This window comes from Streptomyces sp. NPDC001157 (assembly GCF_053598255.1).
Map to the genome: position 1 here is coordinate 72,483 of NZ_JBSFJW010000004.1, position 24,323 is coordinate 96,805.

General features: G+C 71.4%; 25 protein-coding genes. 13 read left to right on the forward strand and 12 right to left on the reverse strand.

Annotated elements, in window-relative coordinates; translation table 11 throughout:
- The first annotated feature begins 115 nt into the window (after positions 1-115).
- From cobM to cobC, 6 genes are read left to right on the forward strand one after another with little or no spacing between them, the layout of a single operon-like run.
- Entirely contained in the window at positions 116-934 is an 819-nt protein-coding gene (gene cobM, locus ACWDAG_RS08625; RefSeq protein ID WP_450694868.1) for a precorrin-4 C(11)-methyltransferase, read from the forward strand.
- Positions 931-2,169 carry a precorrin-6y C5,15-methyltransferase (decarboxylating) subunit CbiE gene (gene cbiE, locus ACWDAG_RS08630; RefSeq protein WP_450694869.1) on the forward strand — a complete coding sequence of 413 codons (1,239 nt, stop codon included), beginning with the start codon at positions 931-933 and terminating at the stop codon, positions 2,167-2,169. The genes cobM and cbiE overlap by 4 nt, the downstream gene beginning before the upstream one ends.
- A complete protein-coding gene (gene cobJ / locus ACWDAG_RS08635; protein ID WP_450694870.1) occupies positions 2,166-3,857 on the forward strand; it encodes a precorrin-3B C(17)-methyltransferase in 1,692 nt (563 codons plus the stop codon). The genes cbiE and cobJ overlap by 4 nt, the downstream gene beginning before the upstream one ends.
- Positions 3,854-4,444: a precorrin-8X methylmutase gene (locus ACWDAG_RS08640; protein WP_450694871.1), complete on the forward strand. Its 591-nt coding sequence runs from the start codon at positions 3,854-3,856 to the stop codon at positions 4,442-4,444. Before cobJ ends, ACWDAG_RS08640 begins: the two co-directional genes overlap by 4 nt.
- A complete protein-coding gene (locus ACWDAG_RS08645) occupies positions 4,441-5,367 on the forward strand; it encodes a sirohydrochlorin chelatase (protein WP_450694872.1) in 927 nt (308 codons plus the stop codon). Before ACWDAG_RS08640 ends, ACWDAG_RS08645 begins: the two co-directional genes overlap by 4 nt.
- The gene (gene cobC / locus ACWDAG_RS08650) at positions 5,357-6,415 is read left to right on the forward strand and encodes an Rv2231c family pyridoxal phosphate-dependent protein CobC (protein ID WP_450694873.1); all 1,059 of its coding nucleotides are present in this window, start codon (positions 5,357-5,359) and stop codon (positions 6,413-6,415) included. Before ACWDAG_RS08645 ends, cobC begins: the two co-directional genes overlap by 11 nt.
- 104 nt (positions 6,416-6,519) lie before the next feature.
- Here the strand turns inward: cobC and ACWDAG_RS08655 are convergent, their stop codons facing one another.
- From ACWDAG_RS08655 to ACWDAG_RS08675, 5 genes are all read right to left on the reverse strand, one after another.
- On the reverse strand, positions 6,520-7,440 hold the full coding sequence (locus ACWDAG_RS08655) for an SCO1860 family LAETG-anchored protein (protein ID WP_450694874.1): 921 nt from the start codon (positions 7,438-7,440) through the stop codon (positions 6,520-6,522).
- A gap of 177 nt (positions 7,441-7,617) precedes the next feature.
- On the reverse strand, positions 7,618-8,709 hold the full coding sequence (locus tag ACWDAG_RS08660) for an amidohydrolase family protein (protein ID WP_450694875.1): 1,092 nt from the start codon (positions 8,707-8,709) through the stop codon (positions 7,618-7,620).
- A 330-nt stretch (positions 8,710-9,039) separates the two neighbouring features.
- Positions 9,040-9,831 (reverse strand): amino acid ABC transporter ATP-binding protein, encoded by a 792-nt coding sequence (locus ACWDAG_RS08665; RefSeq protein WP_450694876.1) that lies wholly within the window; start codon positions 9,829-9,831, stop codon positions 9,040-9,042.
- A complete protein-coding gene (locus ACWDAG_RS08670; RefSeq protein ID WP_450694877.1) occupies positions 9,828-10,664 on the reverse strand; it encodes an amino acid ABC transporter permease in 837 nt (278 codons plus the stop codon). The genes ACWDAG_RS08665 and ACWDAG_RS08670 overlap by 4 nt, the downstream gene beginning before the upstream one ends.
- 3 nt (positions 10,665-10,667) lie before the next feature.
- Complete coding sequence (locus ACWDAG_RS08675; RefSeq protein WP_450694878.1) at positions 10,668-11,525, reverse strand: ABC transporter substrate-binding protein; 858 nt, start codon at positions 11,523-11,525, stop codon at positions 10,668-10,670.
- Between the two features lie 188 nt (positions 11,526-11,713).
- Between ACWDAG_RS08675 and ACWDAG_RS08680 the strand changes: the two genes are divergently transcribed.
- From ACWDAG_RS08680 to thpD, 6 genes are all read left to right on the forward strand, one after another.
- On the forward strand, positions 11,714-12,814 hold the full coding sequence (locus ACWDAG_RS08680; protein ID WP_450694879.1) for a pyridoxal-phosphate-dependent aminotransferase family protein: 1,101 nt from the start codon (positions 11,714-11,716) through the stop codon (positions 12,812-12,814).
- 136 nt (positions 12,815-12,950) lie between these two features.
- Positions 12,951-13,463, forward strand: coding sequence for a DinB family protein (locus ACWDAG_RS08685; protein WP_450694880.1), 513 nt, complete (start codon positions 12,951-12,953; stop codon positions 13,461-13,463).
- A gap of 318 nt (positions 13,464-13,781) precedes the next feature.
- Positions 13,782-14,288, forward strand: coding sequence for a diaminobutyrate acetyltransferase (gene ectA, locus ACWDAG_RS08690; RefSeq protein ID WP_450694881.1), 507 nt, complete (start codon positions 13,782-13,784; stop codon positions 14,286-14,288).
- 93 nt (positions 14,289-14,381) lie between these two features.
- Complete coding sequence (gene ectB / locus ACWDAG_RS08695; RefSeq protein WP_450694882.1) at positions 14,382-15,653, forward strand: diaminobutyrate--2-oxoglutarate transaminase; 1,272 nt, start codon at positions 14,382-14,384, stop codon at positions 15,651-15,653.
- Between the two features lie 30 nt (positions 15,654-15,683).
- Positions 15,684-16,094, forward strand: coding sequence for an ectoine synthase (locus tag ACWDAG_RS08700; protein ID WP_030933607.1), 411 nt, complete (start codon positions 15,684-15,686; stop codon positions 16,092-16,094).
- Between the two features lie 7 nt (positions 16,095-16,101).
- Entirely contained in the window at positions 16,102-16,989 is an 888-nt protein-coding gene (thpD, locus tag ACWDAG_RS08705) for an ectoine hydroxylase (RefSeq protein WP_450694883.1), read from the forward strand.
- 47 nt (positions 16,990-17,036) lie between these two features.
- Here the strand turns inward: thpD and ACWDAG_RS08710 are convergent, their stop codons facing one another.
- From ACWDAG_RS08710 to ACWDAG_RS08735, 6 genes are all read right to left on the reverse strand, one after another.
- Entirely contained in the window at positions 17,037-18,041 is a 1,005-nt protein-coding gene (locus ACWDAG_RS08710; RefSeq protein WP_450694884.1) for a maleylpyruvate isomerase family mycothiol-dependent enzyme, read from the reverse strand.
- A gap of 61 nt (positions 18,042-18,102) precedes the next feature.
- Positions 18,103-18,717 (reverse strand): RNA polymerase sigma factor, encoded by a 615-nt coding sequence (locus ACWDAG_RS08715; protein ID WP_450694885.1) that lies wholly within the window; start codon positions 18,715-18,717, stop codon positions 18,103-18,105.
- Between the two features lie 40 nt (positions 18,718-18,757).
- Positions 18,758-19,807 carry an aminotransferase class V-fold PLP-dependent enzyme gene (locus ACWDAG_RS08720; protein WP_450694886.1) on the reverse strand — a complete coding sequence of 350 codons (1,050 nt, stop codon included), beginning with the start codon at positions 19,805-19,807 and terminating at the stop codon, positions 18,758-18,760.
- Between the two features lie 99 nt (positions 19,808-19,906).
- A complete protein-coding gene (locus ACWDAG_RS08725; RefSeq protein WP_450694887.1) occupies positions 19,907-20,623 on the reverse strand; it encodes a DsbA family oxidoreductase in 717 nt (238 codons plus the stop codon).
- A gap of 75 nt (positions 20,624-20,698) precedes the next feature.
- On the reverse strand, positions 20,699-21,205 hold the full coding sequence (locus ACWDAG_RS08730) for an N-acetyltransferase family protein (RefSeq protein ID WP_450694888.1): 507 nt from the start codon (positions 21,203-21,205) through the stop codon (positions 20,699-20,701).
- The gene (locus ACWDAG_RS08735; RefSeq protein WP_450694889.1) at positions 21,202-22,197 is read right to left on the reverse strand and encodes a GlxA family transcriptional regulator; all 996 of its coding nucleotides are present in this window, start codon (positions 22,195-22,197) and stop codon (positions 21,202-21,204) included. The genes ACWDAG_RS08730 and ACWDAG_RS08735 overlap by 4 nt, the downstream gene beginning before the upstream one ends.
- A 70-nt stretch (positions 22,198-22,267) precedes the next feature.
- Between ACWDAG_RS08735 and ACWDAG_RS08740 the strand changes: the two genes are divergently transcribed.
- A complete protein-coding gene (locus ACWDAG_RS08740) occupies positions 22,268-23,635 on the forward strand; it encodes an MFS transporter (RefSeq protein WP_450694890.1) in 1,368 nt (455 codons plus the stop codon).
- 78 nt (positions 23,636-23,713) lie between these two features.
- Here ACWDAG_RS08740 and ACWDAG_RS08745 read toward each other — a convergent pair whose 3' ends face one another.
- Entirely contained in the window at positions 23,714-24,322 is a 609-nt protein-coding gene (locus tag ACWDAG_RS08745) for a DUF1349 domain-containing protein (RefSeq protein WP_450694891.1), read from the reverse strand.
- Between the last annotated feature and the right edge of the window lies 1 nt (position 24,323).

Here is a 24,323-nt window from a genome sequence, read left to right on the forward strand (position 1 = left end):
CACGTCCGACGGCAATAACCACACCGCACTCGTAAGACCGACTTGCACTGGTAAGACCAACCGCACTCGTCAGACCAAGAGCCACACCAGAGCTTTGCTAGAGAGGACCGTTCCCATGGCCGATGCCCCCACCGGCAAGGTGACCTTCGTCGGTGCCGGCCCCGGCGCCGCCGACCTGTTGACGTTCCGTGCCGCGCGCGCCATCGCCGAGGCCGACGTGGTGATCTGGGCCGCGAGCCTGGTGCAGGCGGAGGTCCTCGAGCATGCGCGCGAGGGCGCTGAGATCCTCGACTCGGCGACGATGTCGCTGGAGGACGTCGTCGCCGTCTACGAGCGCGCGCATCACACCGGTCTGAAGGTCGCCCGTATTCACTCCGGGGATCCCGCTCTGTGGGGCGGTACGCAGGAGCAGCTCGACCGGTGTGCGCGGATCGGCATCGAGACGGAGGTCGTGCCGGGTGTGTCCGCCTTCTCGGCCGTCGCCGCGCTCGCGCAGCGCGAGTTGACCATCCCGGAGGTCGCGCAGTCCGTCGTGCTGACCCGGCTCGGTGGCGGCAAGACGCCGATGCCGCCCGGTGAGGAGGTGCGGGAGTTCGCCAAGCACGGCACCACCATGGCGATCTTCCTGTCCGCCGCCCGCAGCGGGCAGCTGGTGCGGGAGCTGCTGGAGGGCGGCTATCCGACGTCCACGCCGGTCGTCGTCGCCTACCAGGCGACCTGGCCGGAGGAGCTGATCGTGCGCTGCACCATCGGGACGCTGGAGGAGACGGTCAAGGAGCACAAGCTCTGGAAGCACACCCTGTTCCTGGTCGGCCCGGCGCTGGACGCCGAGGGCACTCGCTCGCACCTGTACCACCCCGGCCACTTCCACGGCTACCGCAAGGCCGACCCGGAGGCCCGCAGGGCCCTGCGCACGCGGGGTGCCAGTACGTGATCACGGTCGTCGGCACGGGGACGGGCGCACCCGTCCCCCACGAAGCGGTGGCAGGGGCCGAGCTCGTCGTGGGCGGGCGACGGCACCTGGACGCCGTGCGGCTGCCCGAGACCGCCGAGCGGATCGTGCTCGGCCCGCTGGCACCCGCCCTGGACGCCATGGAGGAGTACGTCGGCAAGGACCGGCGGGTGGTCGTGCTGGCCTCCGGCGACCCCGGGTTCTTCGGGATCGTGCGGGCGCTGGCCGAGCGGTTCGGTGCGGAGCGTCTGGACGTACGGCCGGGTGTCTCGTCCGTCGCCACCGCCTTCGCCCGGCTCGGGCTGACCTGGGACGACGCGGTCGTCGTCAGTGCGCACGGGCGGGATCCGCGGACGGCCGTCAACGTGTGCCGGGCGCACCCGAAGGTGGGCGTGCTGACCGGGCCGGGTGCCGGTCCGGCGGAACTGGGCGCCGCGCTCGCCCGCACCGCGCCCGGCCGGGTCCTCGTCGTCGCCTCCGCGCTGGGCTCGGACGAGGAGCGCCTGGAGCGCGTCTCCCCCGCCGAGGCCGCGGGCCGCGACTGGGGTACGGCGGTGAGTGTCGTCCTGTGCCTGGACGAGACGCGGGCGCTCGGTCGCGCACGCACGCTGGCGGGAGCGGTCGTACGAGCCTCCGGATGGGCGCTGGACGAGAGTGAGTTCGCGCATCGCGACTCGATGATCACCAAGTTCGAGGTACGCGCGCTGGCCCTGGCCCGGCTCGGGCCGCGCCCCGGCGACCTGGTCTGGGACATCGGCTCCGGCTCGGGTTCCGTGGCCGTGGAGTGCGCGCGGCTGGGCGCCGCGGTCAGCGCCGTCGAGAAGGCCCCGGACGGGGTGGAGCGGATCCGCGCCAACGCCGGTGCGCACGGCGTCGGCGTGCACGTGGTGCACGGGACGGCGCCGGACGCCTTGGACGAACTCGACGATCCCGACGCCGTGTTCGTCGGCGGCGGGGGGCGCGAGCTGCCCGAGATCGTCGGCGCGTGCGCGCGGCGGGCCCGGCGGACGGTCGTGGTCGCCATGGCCGCGCTGGACCGAGTGCCCGCGGTGCGCGCGGCGCTCACCGATGCCGGGTTCGACTGCGAGGGCGTGCTGCTGCAGTCCTCGCGGCTCGCACCGCTGCCGGGGGATGTCACCCGCCTCGCGGCGACGAACCCCGTATTCCTGCTGTGGGGGACCAGAACCCCCGTGTCTCACGAAGGAGTTGCCCTGTGATCGGCCTCATTTCCGCCACCGCGGCGGGGGCGGCGGCGCGCGACCGGCTGGCCGCGGCGTGGCCGGACCGCACGCGCGTGTACGAGGGTCCTGTGGGGGACGCCGTACGAGCCGCGTTCGCGGAGTGCGAGCAGCTCGTGTGTTTCCTGGCGACGGGGGCGGTGGTTCGACTCGTGGCGCCCCTGCTGGGGGACAAGAAGAGCGACCCCGGTGTGGTGTGCGTCGACGAGGGCGGGCGGTTCGCCGTGTCGCTGGTGGGCGGACACGGGGGCGGTGCCAATGAACTCGCCGAGCGGGTGGGTGAGTTGCTGGGTGCGGCGCCTGTGGTGACCACGGGGACGGACGCCGTCGGCATCCCCGGCCTGGACACGCTCGGCCTCCCGGTGGAGGGCGACGTGGCCGGTGTGACGCGGGCGCTGCTGGACGGGGAGCCGGTCGCGCTGGACGCGGAGGTGGCGTGGCCGCTGCCGCCGGTGCCGTTCGCGGCGGAGGGCACGCGGACCGTGCGGCTGACGGACCGTGCGGCCGAACCCGCCGACGGTGAGGTGCTGCTGCGTCCGCCGACCCTCGTCGTCGGTGTCGGTGCGTCCAAGGGCGCCCCGGCCGACGAGGTGCTCGGGCTGGTCGAGGGCGCGTTGCGGGATGCGGGACTGTCTCCTCGTAGCGTCGCCGAGCTCGCCACCGTGGACGCCAAGCGCGAAGAGCCCGGCATCGTCGAGGCGGCCGCGCGGCTCGGCGTGCCCTTGGTGACCTACTCCGCCGAGGAGTTGGCGAAGGTCGAGGTCCCCAACCCCTCCGACGCGCCGCTCAACGCCGTGGGCACTTCGTCCGTGGCCGAGGCCTCCGCGCTCGTCCGCGGCGGTGAACTCCTCGTCCCCAAGCGGAAGTCGGCACGTGCCGACGGGCACGCCTCGATGGCCACCTGTGCCGTCGTACGGCGTCCGGGGCGCGGACGGCTAGCGGTGGTCGGACTCGGTCCGGGTGCCCGCGATCTGCTCACCCCGCGCGCCACGGCCGAACTGCGGCGGGCCTCCGTGCTCGTCGGGCTCGACCAGTACGTCGACCAGATCCGCGACCTGCTGCGGCCCGGCACCCGGGTCCTGGAGTCGGGGCTCGGCGCCGAGGAGGAGCGGGCGCGTACCGCGGTCGCCGAGGCCCGGAAGGGGCAGGCGGTCGCGCTGATCGGCAGCGGCGACGCCGGCGTGTACGCCATGGCCTCCCCCGCGCTCGCCGAGGCCTCCGACGACATCGACGTGATCGGCGTACCGGGAGTCACCGCGGCGCTCGCCGCCGGCGCGATCCTGGGCGCGCCGCTCGGCCACGACCACGTGTCCATCAGCCTCTCCGACCTGCACACACCGTGGGAGGTCATCGAGCGGCGGGTGCGGGCCGCGGCCGAGGCCGACCTCGTGGTGACCTTCTACAACCCCCGTTCCCGGGGCCGGGACTGGCAGCTGCCGAAGGCGCTGGCGATCCTCGCGGAACACCGGGAGCCGACGACGCCGGTCGGTGTCGTACGGAACGCGTCCCGGCCGGACGAATCCAGCCGAGTGACGGACCTCGCCTCGCTCGACCCGGCGACGGTCGACATGATGACGGTCGTGACCGTGGGCAACACGGCGACCCGTGAGATCGCGGGGCGCATGGTGACGCCGCGCGGCTACCGCTGGCAGGAGGCCGACCGGTGAACCGTGTGGTCCATCCGATCGAGGAGGAGTCCTACCGGCGGCTGCGTGCCCGCCTGGACACCTCGCACTTCCCGCCGCTGACGCGCGCGGTGGTGGAGCGGGTCGTCCACTCCGCCGCCGACCTCGACTACGCGACCGATCTCGTCATGGACGAGGCCGCCCTGGAAAAGGCGTACGCGGCCCTGCACGGCGGGGCGCCCGTCGTCGTGGACGTGGAGATGGTCGCGGCCGGGATCACCCGGCGCGAGACGGTCTGCCGGCTCAGGGACGCCGTCGCCGGTCCCGGTCTGACCCGTTCGGCGCACGCGATACGGCTCGCCTACGAGCAGGTCGGCCCTGGTGCCCTCTGGGTGATCGGCAACGCGCCGACCGCCCTGGAGGAACTGCTGACCCTGGACGCCTCCCCCGCACTGGTCATCGGCCTGCCCGTCGGCTTCGTCGGCGCGGTCGAGTCCAAGGCCGCGTTGCGCGAGAGCGGGCTGCCCGCGGTGAGCAACGTGTCCGAGAAGGGCGGCTCGGCGGTCGCTTCGGCCGCACTGAACGCTCTGCTGTACCACCCCACTTCGTACTCCGAGGAGACATCGTGACCACCCCGCCGCCCGCCCTGCTCATCGCCGGTCACGGCACCCGGGACGAGGCCGGAGCCGAGGCGTTCCGTGACTTCGTACGGCAGCTGGGGGACCGCCACCCCGACCTGCCCGTCGCGGGCGGCTTCATCGAGCTCTCGCCGCCGCCGCTCGGCGAGGCCGTCGCCGAGCTGGTGGAGCGGGGGGTGCGGCGTTTCGCCGCCGTGCCCCTGATGCTGGTCTCCGCCGGGCACGCCAAGGGCGACATCCCGGCGGCCCTGTCCCGCGAGAAGGAGCGCCACCCGGGGATCTCCTACACGTACGGGCGTCCGCTGGGCCCGCACCCCTCGCTGCTGTCGGTGCTGGAGCGGCGGCTGGACGAGGCGCTCGGAGGGACCGCGCGGACGCCGGACGACCGAGCGGACGTGACCGTGCTGCTGGTCGGGCGCGGCTCCACGGACCCCGACGCCAACGCCGAGGTGTACAAGGCGGCGCGGCTGCTGTGGGAGGGACGCGGGTACGCGGGCGTGGAGACGGCGTTCGTGTCGCTGGCGGCACCGGACGTGCCGAGCGGCCTGGACCGGTGCGTGCAACTGGGGGCACGCCGGATCGTCGTCCTCCCCTACTTCCTGTTCACCGGCATCCTGCCGGACCGGGTGCGGCAGCAGACGGAGGGCTGGGCGGCCGCGCACCCGGAGGTCGAGGTGCACTCCGCGGACGTCATCGGCCCGGAGCCGGAGCTGCTCGATCTGGTGATGGAGCGGTACGAGGAGGCCGTCAAGGGCGACCTGCGGATGAACTGCGACTCGTGCGTGTACCGCATCGCGCTGCCCGGCTTCGAGGACAAGGTGGGCCTCCCCCAGCAGCCGCACTTCCACCCGGACGACGACGGTCACCATCACCACCACGGCCACCACCACGGCGGACACGCCCATGCCCACTGAACACGATCTCCGGCACCACGGTGACGCCGAGGTGCGCGACGACGGCTCCGCCCTGGTCGACCTGGCGGTGAACGTCCGCGCGGACACACCGCCCGCCTGGCTGCGCGAGCGCATCGCTGGCTCGCTCGGCTCCCTCGCGGCCTATCCGGACGGACGGGCCGCGCGGGCGGCGGTGGCGGCGCGGCACGGGCTCCCGGTGGAGCGGGTGCTGCTGACGGCCGGTGCCGCCGAGGCCTTCGTGCTGCTCGCCCGCGCCCTGAAGGTACGCCGACCGGTCGTCGTGCACCCGCAGTTCACGGAGCCGGAGGCGGCCCTGCGGGACGCGGGCCACACGGTGGACCGGGTGCTGCTGCGGGAGGAGGACGGCTTCCGGCTGGATCCGGCGGCGGTCCCCGAGGACGCGGACCTGGTGGTGATCGGCAACCCGACGAACCCGACGTCCGTCCTCCATCCCGCCGCGACCGTCGCCCAACTCGCCCGTCCTGGACGGACATTGGTCGTGGACGAGGCGTTCATGGACGCGGTGCCGGGAGAGCGGGAGGCACTGGCCGGACGGACGGACGTGCCGGGGCTCGTGGTCCTGCGCAGCCTGACGAAGACCTGGGGGCTGGCCGGACTGCGGATCGGCTACGTCCTCGCCGCCCCCGAGACGATCGCCGAACTGGAGCGCGCCCAGCCGCTGTGGCCGGTGTCCACGCCCGCGCTGGCCGCCGCCGAGGCCTGCATGGGGCCACAGGCCCTGGCGGAGGCGGCGCACGCGGCGCACCGCATCGCCGCCGACCGGGCCCACCTCGTCGCCGGCCTCGGCGAGTTCGCCTCGGACGGGCTGCGGGTGACACAGCCCGCGGAGGGCCCCTTCGTCCTCGTACGCCTGCCCCGGGCGGCCGCGGTACGCGGCCACCTCCGGAACCTGGGCTTCGCGGTACGACGCGGGGACACGTTCCCGGGCCTGGGCGAGGAGTGGCTACGGCTGGCGGTGCGGGACCGGACGACGGTCAACAAGTTCCTCCAGGCACTGGACCAAGCGCTGACCCTGGCGCCCCTTTAGGGGCGCGGGGCGGTATCGATATGCGGCTCCGCCGCGTGGGCGCGACCAGCCACATCGAGCCCGCAGCCAAAAACCGGCCCATCCCCGCGCCCCCAGCGGAGCGCCTAGCTCCGGCCTCGCCGCGCCAGCGCAACCGCTCCGCCGCCCGCCACGACCAGGGCGATCGCCCCACCGGCGATGTACGGCGTCATGGAGCTACCGCCGGTCTCGGCAAGCCCGGACTCCTCACCCTGCGCCTTGATGGCACCGGTGCCGCCGGAGCCGCCGGCAGGGTCGGTGCTGGGCGCGCCCGAGGGCTGCACCGCCGCCGGCGTCTCGCAGGTCGCCTTCGCCAGGGTGACCGTGCCCTCGACCTCGGCCACGTTCAGCTTCAACGGGTTGACGGAGACCTTGAGTTCCAGGGCGGTGGCGGCCGCCGTACGCGACGTCGTCTCCGTCTTCGACAGGCCGAGGCGCACCTCACCGATGCCGGCCGCCCTGACCACCGTGGTGCCGCCGGTCGTCAGGGTGACCTTCTTGCCCAGGACGGTCACCGAGCCGCCCAGGTTCGAGGAGGCGACGGGCTTCTTCCCGGCCTCGCAGACCGCCTTCGAGGTGACCTGCTCCAGCTCGATGAGGGACAGCAGCGGCAGCCCCGGGACGTGGACACTGGCGTGGGTGAGGTTGGTGTAGCCCTCGGCGCGGTCGGAGGTGACGCTCGCCGCGGACTTCGCCGCCTTCGCGTCCAGCACGCTGAAGGCCCTGCCGCCGTTCACGCCGTCCAGCTCGGCGCTCAGCGCAGTCTTCTCGGCGCTGCGGGGTGCCTCGACCTGGTTGAGCGAGACCGCGAGGGGGACGTTCACGGTCTTGTTGAGCAGGGAGACATCGAGCCCGGTGCGCAGGACGACGGCGCTCGCGCGGCCCTGGTCGCCAGTCGCGTGCGCGGCGCCCGCGCCGGCCAGCGCCGCGGGACCGGCGGCGAGGGCCGTGGCCGTCGCGACGGTGGCGAGACGGCGTGCGGGCATGCGGAAGTTCTTGCCGTTCAAGGTGGGGACCCCTCAGAGGATTCTTGCTCGGGACCCGTCAAGAATTGCGCACCGGGGGCACCCCGGCGGCATTCCGGCGCCAGTTCACCCCATCGTGCGTTCGCCGTGAACATTTTCGAATCACCAGGCACAGGCGTTCCACTCTTTCACCGCCGTATCGCCTTGCGCCCGCGTCGGTCAGCCGACGACGTGTCCGTTCACCACTACCCGCCGAGGGGCCTCCAGCACACGTACGTCGGCCCGTGGATCGCTCTCGTACACCACGAGGTCGGCCGGGGCCCCCTCCTCCAGGCCGGGGCGGCCGAGCCACTTCCGCGCGCCCCAGGTGGTCGCCGACAGCGCCTCGACGGGCGGGATGCCGGCGGTGACCAGCTCCGCCACCTCGGCCGCCACCAGGCCGTGCGCGAGGTGACCGCCGGCGTCGGTGCCGACGTAGACCGGGATGCCGGCGTCGTAGGCGCCTCGCACGGTGTCGTAGCGGCGTTCGTGGAGCCGGCGCATATGGGCCGACCACTGCGGGAACTTGTCCTCGCCGCCGTCGGCGAGCTGCGGGAAGGTCGCGATGTTGACGAGCGTCGGGACGATCGCGACGCCGCGCGAGGCGAAGAGGGGGATCAGGTCGTCGGTCAGGCCCGTCGCGTGCTCGATGCAGTCGATGCCTGCCTCGACCAGGTCCTGGAGGGAGTTCTCGGCGAAGCAGTGCGCGGTGACGCGGGCACCCAGGCGGTGGGCCTCGGCGATGGCCGCCGCCACGGCCTCCCGCGGCCAGCTGGGGGCCAGGTCGCCGAGGTCGCGGTCGATCCAGTCGCCGACCAGCTTCACCCAGCCGTCGCCGCGGCGGGCCTCCTGGGCGACGTATGCGGTCAGTTCGTCCGGCTCGATCTCCCAGGCGTAGCCCCGCATGTAGCGGCGGGTGCGGGCGATGTGACGTCCCGCCCTGATGATCTTCGGGAGGTCTTCTCGGTCGTCGACCCAGCGGGTGTCCGAGGGCGAGCCCGCGTCTCGGATGAGGAGGGTGCCCGCCTCGCGGTCGGTGAGCGCCTGCTTCTCGGCGACGTCCTGCTCGACCGGCCCGTGCGGGCCGAGGCCGACGTGGCAGTGGGCGTCGACGAGCCCGGGGAGCGCCCAGCCCTCGACGGTACGGACGTCGTCCGCGCCGCCGGGACGGTCGTAGGAGACACGGCCGTCGACCACCCACAGCTCGTCCCGGACGTCCTCGGGTCCGACGAGGACCCTGCCCTTCACATGCAGCACCGCGCGATCGCTCATGGGCCTCAGCCTAGGACGACGGGCAGTCCCTCCCCGATCCGGCTCAGCAGCCGGCCGCCGTGCACCCTCGGGGCGTCGAAGCCGCGCGGGTCGTCGTCGCCGTCCTCGCGCAGCACCTCGGGGACGAGTACCGAGGCCGGGTCCGCGTCCTGGGCGAGATCGAGGGGACGTTCACGGCCCGCAGGTCCCCCAGGACGATCGACGCCGGGCAGTCGTCGTCGACGTTGATGATGTCGCCCTCGACGGTCGGATCGCAGACGGGGCGACGGTCTCTTCCCAAGCGTGTTCCACCTGCGCCGAGTTCATGGCCGACCCTCGCACCCGGCACTGTCAGCCGACCCCGCCCACCTGGTCCGAGGTCTCCTCCTCCACCTGGGCCATCGCCGGGTCGAGGAGCCGGGACAGGAAATGACGGGTCCGCTCATGGCTCGGGTTGCCGATGACCTGGTCGGGGGTGCCGTCCTCGACGATGGTGCCGCCGTCCATGAAGACGACCCGGTCGGCGACCTCGCGGGCGAAGGTCATCTCGTGGGTGACGACCATCATGGTCATGCCCTCGTTCGCGAGCATGCGCATCACGGCCAGTACGTCCCCCACCAGCTCGGGGTCGAGCGCCGAGGTCGGCTCGTCGAACAGCATCACCTCGGGGCCCATGGACAGCGAGCGGGCGATCGCCACGCGCTGCTGCTGGCCGCCGGAGAGGGAGGCGGGGTAGGCGTCCGCCTTCTCCGACAGGCCCACGCGCTCCAGGTTCTCGGCGGCCACCCGCGCGGCCTTCGCCTTGTCCCGCCTCAGCACCCGGCGCTGCGGCAGCGTGAGGTTCTCGGTCACCGTGAGGTGCGGGAACAGGTTGAACTGCTGGAAGACCATGCCGATACGGCGGCGTACGGCGTCGATGTCGACATCGGGGTCGGTGAGTTCGGTGCCGCCCACGAAGACCCGGCCCTTGGTGGGCTCCTCCAGCAGGTTCACACAGCGCAGCAGGGTCGACTTGCCCGAGCCGGACGGGCCGATGACGCAGACGACCTCGCCCTGGCCGATCTCCAGGTCGATGCCGCGCAGCACCTCGTTGTCGCCGAAGGACTTGTGCAGACCGCGTACTTCGATTTCCGGACGGCTCATTTGACGGCCTCCTGGGCCTTCGCCTCCATACGGCGCACGACGAAGCCGAGCGGGATCGTGATCAGCAGGTAACACAGGCCCGCGACCAGGATCGGCGTGGAGTTGGCGGTCGTACTGGCCAGGTCACGGCCGTACTTGGACAGCTCGCGCTCCTCCAGGGTGACGCCGAGGAACAGGACGAGCGAGGAGTCCTTGAAGAGCAGGACGAGCTCGTTGGTCAGCGGCGGAAGGATGATGCGGAAGGCCTGCGGGATGATGATCGAGACCATGGCACGGGCCGGTGAGAAGCCCAGCGAACGGGCCGCCTCCATCTGCCCCTTGGGCACCGCCTGGATGCCCGCGCGGATCGTCTCGGCCATGTAGGCGGCGGCGACCAGGCCGAGCGCAAGGGCCACCTTGCCGTACGTGCCGCCGACGATCTCCGTGCCGGGGAAGGCCAGCGGGACGGCGACCCCGATGAAGATGAAGATCAGCAGGGCGGGCAGGCCGCGGAAGATCTCGATGTAGATGCCGGCCAGCCAGCGGTACGGGCCCACCGACGACAGCCGCATCAGCGCGATCACCATGCCGAGCGCCAGGCCGACGACGAACCCGGACAGCGTGTACAGCACGGTGTTCTTCAGCGCCAGCGTGATGACGTCCGGGAACATCTGCTTGGCGATGCTGCCCTGCGCGAACTGGTTCTTCAACCGCCCCCAGTCCGCCGAGACCGCGAAGGCGATCACGGCGGCGACGAAGACGACGTACTGCGCGCCGCGCGACAGGCTCCGCTTCTGACTGCGCGTCAGGCCCTTTTTCCTGGGCTGGAGTTGTACGTCCGTGTCGGAGGTCATGGGTCAGGACGCGGCGGGGGACGGGGAGGTGGCGGAGGGGTTGTACGGGCCGATCCACTTCTCGTACAGCTTCTTGTACGTACCGTCGGCCTTGGCGTCCTTGATCGCCTTGTTGAGGGCGGCGAGGAGCTTGGTGTTGCCCTTCTTCACCGTGAAGCCGTACTGCTCACCGGTGTTGAGGTTGTCGGCGACCTTGAACTTGTCCGCGTTGGCCTTGTCCTTGAGCCAGCCCTGGACCACCGGGTAGTCGATGATGACGGCCTTGACCTGGCCGGTGCGCAGGCCGTTGAGGACGGCGTCGGAGGACTCGAAGGAGACCGGGTCGAAGCCCTGCTTCTTGGCGTAGTCCTCGCCGGTGGTCTGCGCCTGGGCACCGAGCTTGACCTTCTTGGCCTTCGCGTCGGCGAGCGAGGTGATGCCGCTGTTCTTGTCGACCAGAAGGGCCTGGGTGGCGTCGAAGTACGGGTCGGAGAAGTCGACGTTCTTCTTGCGCTCGGCGGTGATGGTCATGCCGGCCGCGGCCACGTCGCACTCACCGGAGTTGAGGAACGCGCCGGTCTTGAAGTTCTCGAAGGGCGTGTCGAGGATCTGCTGCTTCACACCCAGGTCCTTGGCCACGAGGTCGATCATCGAGACGTCGAAGCCCTGCACCTTGCCGTTGATCTCCGACTGGAAGGGCGGGTACGGCAGGTGGGTGCAGGTGGTGAGCTGTCCGGCCTTGACGAGCTCGACGCCGCCTGCGGCGGTCTTGCTCCCGCTGCCACCGTTGCCGGTGGACGTGCAGGCAGCCACGAGCACCAGCCCGGCCGTCGCGGTGGTGGCGGCCAGAATGCGGGTCCGGCGCCCGGAGAACGTCTTCACGGGTGGCCTCCTGTGTGGGAACTGTGGGTTCCGATTATAAGGAGATGTTTGGGTCTCTCAAATCAAACCGATGGTGGCGGGGCTGCCCGGCCTAAGAAGTCTCAAGTGGCGGGAGAGGCACGAGTGGGGTCACGGATGGTGGATACCCTCGACCGAGCCGACCACTCGTGAGCGAAGAGAGCACCGTCGTGACCCACCCTTTCCTCGATCTGCCCCCGATGAGCGCCGCGCACTTCGCGTCGATCGAGGACCGGGTGGCGCGGTTGCTCGGCACCGAGCAGGACGTCGTGATCATGCAGGGTGAGGCGCTGCTGCCGCTGGAGGGGGCGATTCGCGCGACCGCCGGACCGGGGACGGTCGCGCTGAACGTCATCACGGGTCCGTACGGGCAGACCTTCGGGAACTGGCTGCGGGACTGCGGCGCGACGGTCGTCGACCTGGCCGTGCCCTTCCACACGGCGGTCACCGCCGAGCAGATCCGGGCCGCGTTCGCCGAGCGTCCCGAGATCGACTTCGTGTCGCTGGTGCATGCGGAGGCGGCAACCGGAAACACCAACCCCGTCGCGGAGATCGGGGAGGTCGTACGGGAGCAGGGGGCGCTGTTCTATCTGGACGCGGTCGCCTCCATCGGGGCCGAGCCCGTGCTGCCGGACGCGTGGGGTGTGGATCTGTGCGTCATCGGGGCGCAGAAGGCGATGGGCGGGCCGGCGGGGGTGTCGGCCGTGTCGGTGAGCGAGCGGGCGTGGGCGCGGATGGCGGCCAACCCGGGGGCGCCGCGTCGCTCGTATCTGTCGCTGCTGGACTGGAAGGAGCGGTGGGTCGACGGCGGGCGGAAGGCGCTGCTGCATGCGCCGGCGCAGCTGGAGATGCTGGCGCTGGAGGCGTGTGTCGAGCGGATCGAGACGGTGGGGCTGGATGCCGTGATGGCCCGGCATGCGGCGGCCGCGGCGGCTACTCGGGCGGGAGCGGTGGCGCTGGGTGGAGGGCTGGAGCCGTATGTGTACTCGGCGCGGGAGGCGGCGCCGGTCGCCACCACGTTGAGGGCGCCTGCCGGGGTGGTGGCGTCGGAGTTGGTGGCTCGGGCGCTCGAGGGCGATCCTTCGCTGCCGTTGGCGGCAGGTGGGGGTGCGTTGGCCAAAGAGATGGTTCGGGTCAATCACTATGGGGTGGATGCCTCGGTGGGGGTGGTGCAGGGGTGCCTGGCGGCGCTGGGCGGCGCGCTGGCCGAGCGGGGGCTGACGGTTGACCTTGCCGGGGCTCGGCGGGCTGCGGAGCAGAGCTGGGGGTGACCCGGTCTTCTTCGCCCGCCGGGGCTTGATCTTTCAGCCCGTCCGGCGTTTGAGGACGAGGCCGTTCAGGCCGAAAGCAGGGGCCTGGGGGCGGCAGCCCCCAGGCCGGCACCGCGGGGGGTGTCATGCTCGGGCCATGGACACTCTCCCCGACGGCCGCCCCATCCCCCACCTCACCGGCGACGAGCGGCCCATGCTCGACAGTTGGCTCGACTTTCATCGAAGCACGTTGGCCCTGAAGTGCGCGGGGTTGGACGATGCGCAGGTGCGGCTGGCGTCCGCCGAGCCGTCCGCGTTGACGCTGCTCGGGCTGGTGCAGCACCTCGCCGAGGTCGAGCGGAACTGGTTTCAGCGGGTGGTCGGCGGGCTCGACGTACCGCCGCTGTTCGGAGAGGAGACCGGATACGTGCTCGACCCGGCGCGGGGGCTGGACGAGGCGCTGGACGTGTGGCGCCGGGAGATCGCGCGCGGGCGGGAGTTGTGTGCCGTGCGGTCGCTGGATCACACCGGGCGGATCGTCGACGGCCCCATGGCGGGGCTGGAGGTCAGTCTGCGGTGGGTGTTCATTCATATGATCGAGGAGTACGCCCGGCACAACGGCCATGCCGACATCTTGCGGGAACGGATCGACGGAGTAACCGGATTCTAATTCCGGGAGAAACTTCGAGCGTATTTCCGGAATTCATTCCTGCACAGCTTCCCGTGTTCTTCTGCCCGCTTTTTCCCGACCTAAACGCAAAGATTTCGCGAACGCCAACCGGGGGAATTCGGGCAGATCTCGTGGCGGTTACATGCTTGTGACGCGTTACACATCGCGGTCGATTTGCCCCATATTTTTCGGACAAAGCCCCCGGTATCGCCCCTACTTTGAGTGATCGCTCGCGCCCGCGCGATAACACATGAGCCCGCCGTGCGTAACCCTCACCGGCGATGCAATTTCGAATTTCCCTCGGTAAATTCAATCCGCATGACTGCCGCTCAAGCAGATCTGCACATCGACCGTCCGCAGGTCGCGGACGGAGCCGCGTTGTGGCGGATTGCCAAGGACTCGAAGGCCCTCGACCTGAACTCGTCGTACAGCTATCTGCTGTGGTGTCGCGACTTCGCGGCCACCTCGGCCGTGGCCCGCGACGGGCGCGGGGAGCCGGTCGGCTTCGTCACCGCGTACGTACGACCGGACCGCCCGCGCACCCTGCTGATCTGGCAGGTGGCCGTGGACGAGGCGTACCGCGGGCGCGGGCTCGCCGGTGCGCTGCTCGACGGGCTCGTCGCGCGGGCCGGTGCCGCGCACCGGATCACCGCCGTCGAGACCACCATCACACCCGGCAACACCGGCTCCGAGCGTCTGTTCACCTCGTTCGCCGAGCGGCACGGCGCCCTCGTGGAGCGCGAGGTGCTGTTCGACGAGGGCCTGTTCCCCGACGGGCCGCACGACCCCGAAGTCCTGTACCGCATCGGTCCCCTCTCCCTCTGACCGACGCGGACGACCACACCGATGACGGCACCGATGACCCACCCCACTGACGACCCACACGCACTCCCCCCACGCAACGAGGAGCGATTCGTCGTGACCATCACCCAGCCCGACCTCAGCGTCTTCGAGACACTCGAGTCCGAGGTGCGCAGCTACTGCCGCGGCTGGCCCACCGTCTTCGACCGTGCGCACGGCAGCCGCATGTACGACGAGGACGGCCACGAGTACCTGGACTTCTTCGCCGGCGCGGGCTCGCTGAACTACGGGCACAACAACCCCGTCCTGAAACGGGCGTTGATCGACTACCTGGAGCGGGACGGCGTCACGCACGGGCTCGACATGTCGACCACCGCCAAGCGTTCCTTCCTGCAGACCTTCCAGGATCTGGTGCTGCGGCCGCGCGACCTGCCGTACAAGGTCATGTTCCCTGGCCCGACCGGCACCAACGCCGTGGAGTCCGCGCTCAAGCTGGCGCGGAAGGTGAAGGGGCGCGAGGCCATCGTGTCGTTCACCAACGCCTTCCACGGGATGTCCCTGGGGTCGCTGGCCGTCACCGGCAACGCCTTCAAGCGGGCCGGGGCCGGCATCCCGCTCGTCCACGGCACGCCCATGCCGTTCGACAACTACTTCGACGGCAAGGTGCCGGACTTCCTGTGGTTCGAGCGGCTCCTGGAGGACCAGGGGTCCGGCCTCAACAAGCCCGCGGCCGTGATCGTCGAGACAGTGCAGGGCGAGGGCGGCATCAACGTCGCGCGGCCCGAGTGGCTGCGGGCCCTGGCCGAGCTGTGCGAGCGCCAGGACATGCTGCTCATCGTCGACGACATCCAGATGGGCTGCGGGCGTACCGGTGCCTTCTTCTCCTTCGAGGAGGCCGGCATCACGCCCGACATCGTCACCGTGTCCAAGTCGATCAGCGGCTACGGACTGCCCATGTCGCTGTGCCTGTTCAAGCCCGAGCTGGACATCTGGGAGCCGGGCGAGCACAACGGCACCTTCCGCGGCAACAACCCCGCCTTCGTCACGGCCACCGCCGCCCTGGAGGCGTACTGGGCGGACGGGTCCGCGATGGAGAAGCAGACCCGGGCGCGCGGCGAGCAGGTCGAGGAGGCCTTCGCCGCCATCACCGAGGAGAACCGCGCCGACGTCAAGGAGTACCGCGGCCGCGGGCTCGTGTGGGGCCTGGAGTTCCACGACAAGGAGCGTGCGTCGCGGGTGGCGCGGCGCGCCTTCGAACTCGGGCTGCTCATCGAGACGTCGGGCCCCGAGGGCGAGGTCGTCAAGCTCCTCCCGGCGCTCACCATCACGGCCGACGAGATGGACGAGGGGCTCAGCACCCTCGCCCGCGCCGTACGCGAAACCATCTAGCCACGACCAGCAAGGAGTAGTGCAAGCACCGTGATCGTCCGTTCGTTCAAGGACATCGAAGGCACCGACCGGCATGTGAAGGCCGCGTCCGGTACCTGGGAGAGCAAACGCATCGTCCTCGCCAAGGAGAGGGTCGGCTTCTCCCTGCACGAGACGATTCTGTACGCGGGTACGGAGACGTCGATGTGGTACGCGAACCACATCGAGGCCGTCGTGTGCGTCGAGGGCGAGGCCGAGCTCACCGACGACGAGACCGGGCAGAAGTACACGATCACGCCCGGCACCATGTACCTCCTCGACGGGCACGAGCGGCACACGATGCGGATCAAGGAGGACTTCCGCTGCATCTGTGTCTTCAACCCGCCCGTGACCGGCCGGGAGGACCACGACGAGAACGGCGTCTACCCGCTGCTCACCGAGCCCGAGCCCGAGGAGGTGTGACATCACCATGACCACCGTCACCGATCTCTATCCCAGCCGCGGCACCACCGAGGTGTCGACCCCGCGCCAGGACCCCGTCGTATGGGGCTCCCCCGACACACCGGGCCCCATCACGACCGGCGACCTCCAGTCGTTCGAGCGTGACGGCTTCCTGGCCATCGACCAGCTCATCACCGAGGACGAAGTCGCCGTCTACCGGCAGGAGTTGGAGCGCCTCGTCACCGACCCGGCGATCCGGGCCGACGAGCGCTCGATCATCGAGCCGAAGTCCAAGGAGATCCGCTCCGTCTTCGAAGTGCACAAGATCAGCGAGGTGTTCGCCCATCTCGTGCGCGACGAGCGGGTCGTGGGCCGGGCCCGGCAGATCCTCGGCTCGGACGTGTACGTCCACCAGTCGCGGATCAACGTCAAGCCGGGCTTCGGGGCCAGCGGCTTCTACTGGCACTCGGACTTCGAGACCTGGCACGCCGAGGACGGCCTGCCGAACATGCGCACGGTGTCCGTCTCGATCGCACTGACCGAGAACTACGACACCAACGGCGGCCTCATGATCATGCCGGGGTCGCACAAGACGTTCCTCGGGTGCGCGGGAGCCACGCCCAAGGACAACTACAAGCAGTCGCTGCAGATGCAGGACGCGGGCACGCCCTCGGACGAGGCGTTGACCGCCATGGCGAGCGAGTACGGCATCAAGCTCTTCACGGGCAGGGCCGGTTCGGCGACCTGGTTCGACTGCAACTGCATGCACGGCTCGGGCGACAACATCACGCCGTTCCCACGCAGCAACGTGTTCATCGTGTTCAACAGCGTGGAGAACGCGGCCGTGGAGCCCTTCGCGGCGCCCATCCGCCGGCCCGAGTTCATTGGCGCGAGGGACTTCACTCCCGTGCGGTGACGTGGGCGACTTGTTCTGGAGCGGGCGGTGTCACAGGGTTCGCGGCTTCACAGCCACGACAGTGACGCCGCCCGCTCCAGTACGTTCCTGACCGCGCTCTCGTCTCCGGTGGCACGGCGCGGAACCTGGTCGGCGGTGTGCCGGCCGCCGACCAGGTAGCAGAAGTCGACCGGATCCAGGGCGAGTTCGGCCCGGACGGGCTCGCCCTCCGAGCCCAGCACCCACTGCTCGGCACCGTCCACGGCGAACAGCACCGGCTGTGCGCTGGGGCCGAGGGCCAGACCGAGGATGCGGACCGCCAGCCGTACCAGCTGCCCCAGGTGCCCGGCGGGCGGCGGCGGGACGGCGAGGCCCAGGGCACGGCCGATGTCGTCGCTGTGGATCCAGGTCTCGAAGGCGCGCACCACGAAGTGATCGGCGATGGGCAGCCGTACGCCCATCAACATCGTTGCCCGCGCTGCCGGTTCGGGCTCGCGGGCCTCGGGGGTGGCGAGCAGCGCGGCCGCCTGCGCCGCCCAGTCGGCGACCGTCTCATCGGGCGTACGGCCGTGCTCGTGCGCGATGACCTCGGCGGTACGGCGGTTCCAGGCCTCCTCCCAGCCTGCGCCCTCGGCGGCCGGGGCGGCCGGTAGGCGCGCCGCGATGCCGAGCCGGCCGGCCAGGGGCTCGTCGGCGGCGAGCAGATGGGCGACGGTCGCGTGCACGTCCCAGTCGTGCACGACCGGTGTGCCCCAGCGGCCCTCCGCCTCGGGCAGCAGCGCCCTGAGTCCGGCGACGGCGGCGGCGTAGGGGGCGGCGTGCGCGGCCACGCGGGGCGTGGCGGGGCGGGCCCGCAGGGCGGTGGACAGGACGTCGAGGGTGGAGTGCCCCTGTGTGCGGTCCGGTGCCGGTCCGTCGAGCAGCCGTACCGTCTCGCGCAGACGTTCCGCCTCCGCCGCGCAGGTCGCGCACTCGGCGAGGTGCCCGGGAACCGCCTGCTCCTCGGCCGGCGGGAGAGCGCCGAAGGCCCATGCGGCCAGCAGGTCGCGTACGCCGTCGTGGTCGTCGGTCACCGAGCCCCTCCTTCCCGTGCCGGACCGTGTTCCGGACCGTCTTCGGGACACCCTGCCGTCATCATGCGCCCCTTTCCAGCGCATGGTCGGGTGGGTCGGTCAAATCCGTTAAAGAAGCCGCCAAGGTGCGTAAAGCCGTGCGTAGGCGGGTCTTGGCGGTGCCCTCGGGGATGCCGAGTTCGACGGCGGCCTGCCGGTAGGTGCGTCCGGCGAAGTAGGCCAGGTGCACCACCTCCCGCTGGGGCTCGGGGAGTTCGGCGAGGGCCGAGTGCAGCAGGAGGGAGCGTTCGCGGTCGACGACCGTCTCGTCCGGGCCGGGTGCGGCGTCCGGGATCGCGTGCAGTGCCGAGTCGTCGGTGCGGATGTCCTTGCGGTGCCTGGCCTCGCTGCGCACCCAGTCCACGGCCCTGCGGTGGGCGAGCACGGACAGCCAGGTGCGCAGCGAGCCCCGGTCCGCGTCGAAGGCGTACGGCCTGCTCCACAGCTGGGCGAAGACCTCCTGCGCCACGTCCTCGGCGGCGGCCGTGGAGCGGGTGACCCGCACGGCGACCCGCCGCACCAGAGCCCCGTAGGTCCCGTACGCCTCGGCCAGCGCGGACTCGTCCCCGTACACCAGCCGCCGGTGCAGCTCCGCGTCGGCGGGCGGCTGCGGTGGGGTACTGCCCGTGGACTCCACGTGCCCTTCCTAGCGTCCTCGCAGGGCCCGCGCCAGTGGTTCAGTCGGACAGGACGTCCAGCAGCCGGTCGACATCGGCCACGGTGTTGTACAGGTGGAAGGCGGCCCGCAGGTTGCCCGCGCGGTCGGAGACCTCCACTCCGGCGCCGCTCAACTCGCCCTGGCGACGGCCGAGTCCCGGGACCGAGACGATCGGTGAACCGGGGGACGGAACGGGCTCGTGGCCGAGGGAGGCGAGGCCCGCGCGGAAGCGGTCGGCGAGGGCGAGGTCGTGGGCGCGTACGGCGTCCGTGCCGAGTTCCTCCAGGAGTTCGAGGGAGCGGCGGGCGCCGGCGTAGGAGAAGAGGGCGGGGCTCTCGTCGAACCGCCTTGCGGAGTGGGCGAGTTCGTCGATGGGGCCGTAACAGGCGTCCCAGGGGCGCTCCCCCGCCACCCAGCCGGCGAACAGCGGGGTGAGTCCGCCGAGGTCCTCCGGGACGACGAGGAAGGCCACTCCGCGCGGGCAGACGAGCCACTTGAAGGCGACGGAGGCGGAGTAGTCGTGGGCGTCCGCGTCGAAGTCCAGCCATCCGGCGGCCTGGGACGCGTCGATGTACGTACGGGCTCCGTGCTCGCGCGCCGCCTGCCGGATCGCGGGCAGGTCGGCCACCCGCCCGTCGGCGGACTGCGCGGCGCTGACGGCGACCAGGGCGGTGCCGGGCCGCACGGACTCGGCGACGCGCTCCAGGGGCACGCTGCGCACCTTGAGGTCGGGGCGGACGTGGAAGGGGTTCACCACGGAGCTGAAGTCGCCCTCGGCGGTGAGGACTTCGGCGCCCTCCGGCAGGGAGGCGGCGATGAGGCCGCTGTAGACGGCGACCGAGGCCCCGGCCGCCACCCGGAGCTCGGGCACCCCGACGAGCCGCGCGAAACAGGCACGGCTCGCCTCGACGTCCGCGAACATGTCGGTCGGATCACCGGCCGCGGCCGCCTCCACCGCGGTGCGCATGGCGGTCACGGTGCGCGTCGGCAGCAGGCCGGTGCTCGCGGTGTTCAGATAGGTGTTCTTCGGGGCGAACTCGGCACGGACCAGGCTCTCGAAGGTCTCCATGGGTCCACTGTGAGCCCGGAGGAACCCATAGTCCATTGCCGATTTTTACGTGGTTCCACTAAGGAACGCTTATATGACAGCCCCGACCTGCGCACTTTCTCAGTGCTGCGGCACGGCGCATCCGTCGGGGCCGCAGGCGTCCGCGTCACCCTGGTCGATCAGCTGCAGCGGCGAGCGCTCGCCCCAGGCCTGGGTCAGCGCCCGGGTGAACACCTCGGCGGGCTGGGCGCCGGAGACACCGAACTTGCGGTCGAGCACGAAGAACGGCACACCGTTGGCGCCGAGCTGCGCGGCCTCCCGCTCGTCGGCGCGGACCTCGTCGGCGTACGCGGCCGGGTCGGCGAGCACCTTGCGGGCGTCCTCGGCCTCCAGACCGGCGGCGACGGCCAGCTCCACCAACCGCTCGTCGCCCTCGCTGAAGACGGACCGCTCCTCGGCGAAGTTCGCCTTGTAGAGGATCTGGATCAGCTCGTCCTGCTTGCCCTGCTCCTTGGCGAAGTGCAGCAGACGGTGCATGTCGAAGGTGTTGCCGTGGTCGCGGTCCCGGGTGCGGTACTCAAGACCCTCGGCCGCGGCCTGGGCCCCCAGGTTCTCCTCACCGGCCTGCGCCTGCGCCTCGCTCATGCCGTACTTCTTGGTGAGCATCTTGATCACCGGCTGGATGTCGCCCTTGGCGCGGCCGGGGTCCAGCTCGAAGGAGCGGTGCACGACCTCGACCTGGTCGCGGTGCGGGAAGGCGTCGAGCGCCTTCTCGAATCGAGCTTTCCCGACATAGCACCAGGGACATGCGATGTCCGACCAGATCTCGACCTTCATGTTCTCGGCTCTCTCCAGCTCGTACGGGTACGGAGGCACCCTCCGCCGAGTGAATGAACGTTCAAGCAGCGGGGATCATTCCCCGGTCACCGCATACCGCAGGAACAGGTGATGGTCGCCCGCGGCGGGCGGGTTCTCCGGGTCCGGTACCCAGCCCTGGCGGGCATAGAAGCCCTGGGCGCGCTCGTTGCCGGCGTGCACGTCGAGGACGGCCGTACGCCTGCCGTCGGCCCGCCACTGCTCGACGCAGGCGGTGTGCAGGGCCGTGCCGACACCGGAGCGCCAGTGGCCGGGGTCGACGTGGAACTGGAACAGCTTGACCGTTTCTGCCGGGGCACCCTCCGGGGTGCGGAAGGAGGCGATGCCGACCAGGCGGGCGTCGCGGACCGCGCACAGCACCTGGCCGTCGGGGCGTTCGATGGCATCGCTCCAGAGGTTCGGCCAGTCGAGGCCGTCGTCCGGGAGGCCGTCCGGGTAGTAGGTGGCGCGGGCGCGTAGGTGCAGGGCGGCGACGGCGGCGGCCTCGACCCGCAGGGCGGTTCTGATCACCACGGACTCGACGGTCCGGTTCGCTCCGATCATGCAGCGGAGGACGTGTCCGCGTCGGCCGTGGTTCCCAGGCGGGTGAACTGTGCCCGGTAGGCGCTGGGCGTCAGCCCGGTGCGGCGCACCACATGGGCGCGCAGCGAGTCGGCCGTGCCCAGGCCGCAGGCGCGGGCCACCTGGTCCATGGGGAGGGTGGTGGTCTCCAGGAGCTCCTTGGCGCGCTCGATGCGCTGGTGCAGCAGCCACTGCAGGGGGCTGACGCCGCTCTCGGCATGGAAGCGGCGGGTGAGGGTGCGGACGGAGACGCCCGCGTGGCGGGCCAGATCGGTCAGGGTGAGCGGCTTGTCGAGGTTGCGCATGGCCCAGCCGCGGGTGTCGGCGCAGACGGTGCCGCGCTCGGGCGGCAGCGGGGTGTGCGTGAACTGGGTCTGGCCGCCCGGCCGTACGGGGGCGACGAGGGCGAGCCGGGCGACCTCGTTGGCGACGGCGGCGCCGTAGTCGGTGCGGATGACGTGCAGGCAGAGGTCGATGCCGGCGGCGTAGCCGGACGCCGTGACGTACGGGCCGTCCTGGACGTACAGCACGTCTCCCTGGAGGTCGACCTGCGGGTAGCGCCGGCGCAGCTCCTCGGCGTGCGCCCAGTAGGTGGTGGCCTTGCGGCCCGCCAGCAGGCCCGCCTCCGCGAGCTGGAAGGCGCCGGTGCACAGGGACGCGATCCGCTTGCCGGCGTCGGCTGCCTCGCGGACGGCGGCCACGATCCGCGGGTCCGGCTCATAGGGCGCGCCCGTGCCGGCGACCACCACCGTGTCCGCCTCCCGCACGGCCTCCAGCCCGTCGCGCACATACAGGTCGAGCCCTCCGCTGGTGGGCACGGGCCCGGGTGCGGCGGCGCAGATCACCACGTCGTAGCCCGGCCGCCCGTCCACCTCGACCTTGGCGAACAGCAGCTCGGGGATGGCCAGGTTGAACATCGAGACGGGCGAGGGTGCGATCACGGCGATGCGGTGCGGGGCGAGCCGGTCGGACATGGCCAGAACCTCCGGGTGCATGGCATTCGGGCCACTACTGTACGACGGCGGGGATCCGCAGCATGGAGTCATGTCGACCGACCGGATCCTCAGCATCTCCCAACCTGCCCTCTCCGACGTGGAGTTGACGTCCAAGCGGCCCTCCCCCGGGCTCACCCTGACCGCCGCCCTCCTCGGCTTCGCGCTGATCTGCCTCGACGCGTCGGTGGTGAACGTGGCCCTGCCCGCGATCGGCTCCTCCCTCGGCGCGGGGATGTCCGGTCTGCAGTGGGTGGTGGACGCCTACACCCTTCCCTTCGCCGCGCTGATGCTGTCCACCGGGGCCTTCGCGGACCGGGCCGGGGCGAGCCGCGCCTTCGCGCTCGGCACGACGGTCTTCACGCTCGCCTCGGCGGCCTGCGGACTGGCGCCGAACCTGCCGTCCCTGATCGGCGCGCGGGTGGTGCAGGGCGCGGCTGCGGCCGTCGTGCTCCCGGCCTCACTGGCGCTGGTGCGGCAGGCGTATCCGGAGCCGAAGCGGCGGGCGCGCGCGGTGGCGGCATGGGCCGCCGGCGGTTCGGTGGCCGTGGCGCTCGGCCCGGTGGCGGGCGGTCTGCTGACCACGGCGTGGGACTGGCGCGGGATCTTCTTCGTCAACCTGCCGCTGGGAGCGCTGATCGTGGGCCTGCTCGTACGGGCCCCGCGCTCCGAACGCCGCCCGTCCCCCCTGGACCTGCCGGGGCAGGCGACGGCGGTGGTGGCGCTCACGGGCCTGACGTTCGCGGTGATCGAGGGCGGTACGGCGGGGTGGGCGGCCCTGGCCGTCGCCGCCCTGGCGGCCGTGGTCTTCTTCCGCGTGGAGACGCGCAGCCAGCACCCGGTCGTCCCCCTCGGGCTCTTCCGCAACCGGACGGTGGCCGTGGCGGTCGCGGCGGGCTCGGCGGTGAGTGTGGCCTTCTACAGCGTGGTGTTCGTCTTCTCCCTCTTCTTCCAGCAGGTCCAGGGCCTGTCCGCGCTGCGCGCCGGGCTGGCTTTCCTGCCGATGACGGGCTTGATCGCGGTGACGAACGTGGTGGCGGGCAAGCTCGCGGGGCGATACGGGCCGCGGCTGCCGATGCTGGTGGGGCAGGCGCTGGCCGTCGCGGGGCTGCTCGTCCTGCTGTACGTCGACGCCGGCACGTCGTCCGTCCTGACGGCCGCGCTGCTCGTACCGCTGGCCCTGGGGTGCGCGCTGACGGTGCCGCCGCTGACGGCCGCGATGATGGACACGGTGCCGGCGGAGCGGGCCGGGCTCGCGGCCGGTGTGCTCAACTCCGCGCGGCAGGTGGCGGGGGGATTGGGGATCGCCGTCTTCGGGACGCTGGTGTCCCACGGGTTTACTGGGGGAATGCGGCTGAGCCTGGCGATCAGTGCGGGGTTGCTCGCGCTGACGGGTGCGGCGACGTCTCGGTTGCGGTAGCGCTCTGAAGGGGCGCGGGGAACTGCGCGACCAGCCACAACGGCGCCGCAGACGAACACCGCACGACCCCCGGAGGGCTCAGCTGCCGTCTCTCAGATCCGCGGGCCAGTTGGGCCGGAACTCTATGTGGTCGTAGGTGACCACACACCCCTCTCCCATCGGTGACTGGGTCATGAAGCCGACGAGGGCGTCGCCGGTCTCCTTCTCGTTGCCCAGGGTGAAGAGGCGGACGAAGGTCCAGCGCCTGCCGTCGCGGGAGGCGTGGAAGGCGAAGGCGCGACCGGTGCGGCTCACCCGGAGCCAGACCGAACTGCCCTCCACGGTGAAGGAGTTGGCGTCGTCGGAGTGTCCCCGGGTGACCACCGTGCAGACGGTGGGCACGGCCGTGGAGTACTCCAGACAGAGCTTGGCCCAGGCCCGCTCGCCGACATGGACGTACAAAACCCCCGCGTCGAAGGCCGAGGCGAACCCGACCGTGACCCGCGCGATCAGCTGGAAGTCCCCTTCGGGCGCCCCGAGCAGCCGCGGCGCGTCGGAAGCCGGATCCAGCGCCTCCCCGGCAGGCGGCACGAACCGGTCCTGCCGGGGCCCGGCCCATCCACTGAGGATCCCGTCCTCGTACAACCAGTGCCCGTCGGGGCCGTAGGTGCGGAGAGCGAAAGGCAGTTCGGGAAGTTCCACGTCCATC

Coding starts and splice junctions, on each gene's coding strand:
- ACWDAG_RS08720 (WP_450694886.1), bottom strand. CDS start 19,807: ATGGAGACCTTCGAGAGCCTGGTCCGTGCCGAGTTCGCCCCGAAGAAC.
- ACWDAG_RS08660 (WP_450694875.1), bottom strand. CDS start 8,709: ATGAGCGATCGCGCGGTGCTGCATGTGAAGGGCAGGGTCCTCGTCGGA.
- ACWDAG_RS08735 (WP_450694889.1), bottom strand. CDS start 22,197: ATGTCCGACCGGCTCGCCCCGCACCGCATCGCCGTGATCGCACCCTCG.
- cobC (WP_450694873.1), top strand. CDS start 5,357: ATGCCCACTGAACACGATCTCCGGCACCACGGTGACGCCGAGGTGCGC.
- ACWDAG_RS08730 (WP_450694888.1), bottom strand. CDS start 21,205: ATGATCGGAGCGAACCGGACCGTCGAGTCCGTGGTGATCAGAACCGCC.
- ACWDAG_RS08740 (WP_450694890.1), top strand. CDS start 22,268: ATGTCGACCGACCGGATCCTCAGCATCTCCCAACCTGCCCTCTCCGAC.
- ACWDAG_RS08670 (WP_450694877.1), bottom strand. CDS start 10,664: ATGACCTCCGACACGGACGTACAACTCCAGCCCAGGAAAAAGGGCCTG.
- ACWDAG_RS08745 (WP_450694891.1), bottom strand. CDS start 24,322: ATGGACGTGGAACTTCCCGAACTGCCTTTCGCTCTCCGCACCTACGGC.
- ACWDAG_RS08665 (WP_450694876.1), bottom strand. CDS start 9,831: ATGAGCCGTCCGGAAATCGAAGTACGCGGTCTGCACAAGTCCTTCGGC.
- thpD (WP_450694883.1), top strand. CDS start 16,102: ATGACCACCGTCACCGATCTCTATCCCAGCCGCGGCACCACCGAGGTG.
- cobM (WP_450694868.1), top strand. CDS start 116: ATGGCCGATGCCCCCACCGGCAAGGTGACCTTCGTCGGTGCCGGCCCC.
- ACWDAG_RS08725 (WP_450694887.1), bottom strand. CDS start 20,623: ATGAAGGTCGAGATCTGGTCGGACATCGCATGTCCCTGGTGCTATGTC.
- ACWDAG_RS08685 (WP_450694880.1), top strand. CDS start 12,951: ATGGACACTCTCCCCGACGGCCGCCCCATCCCCCACCTCACCGGCGAC.
- ectA (WP_450694881.1), top strand. CDS start 13,782: ATGACTGCCGCTCAAGCAGATCTGCACATCGACCGTCCGCAGGTCGCG.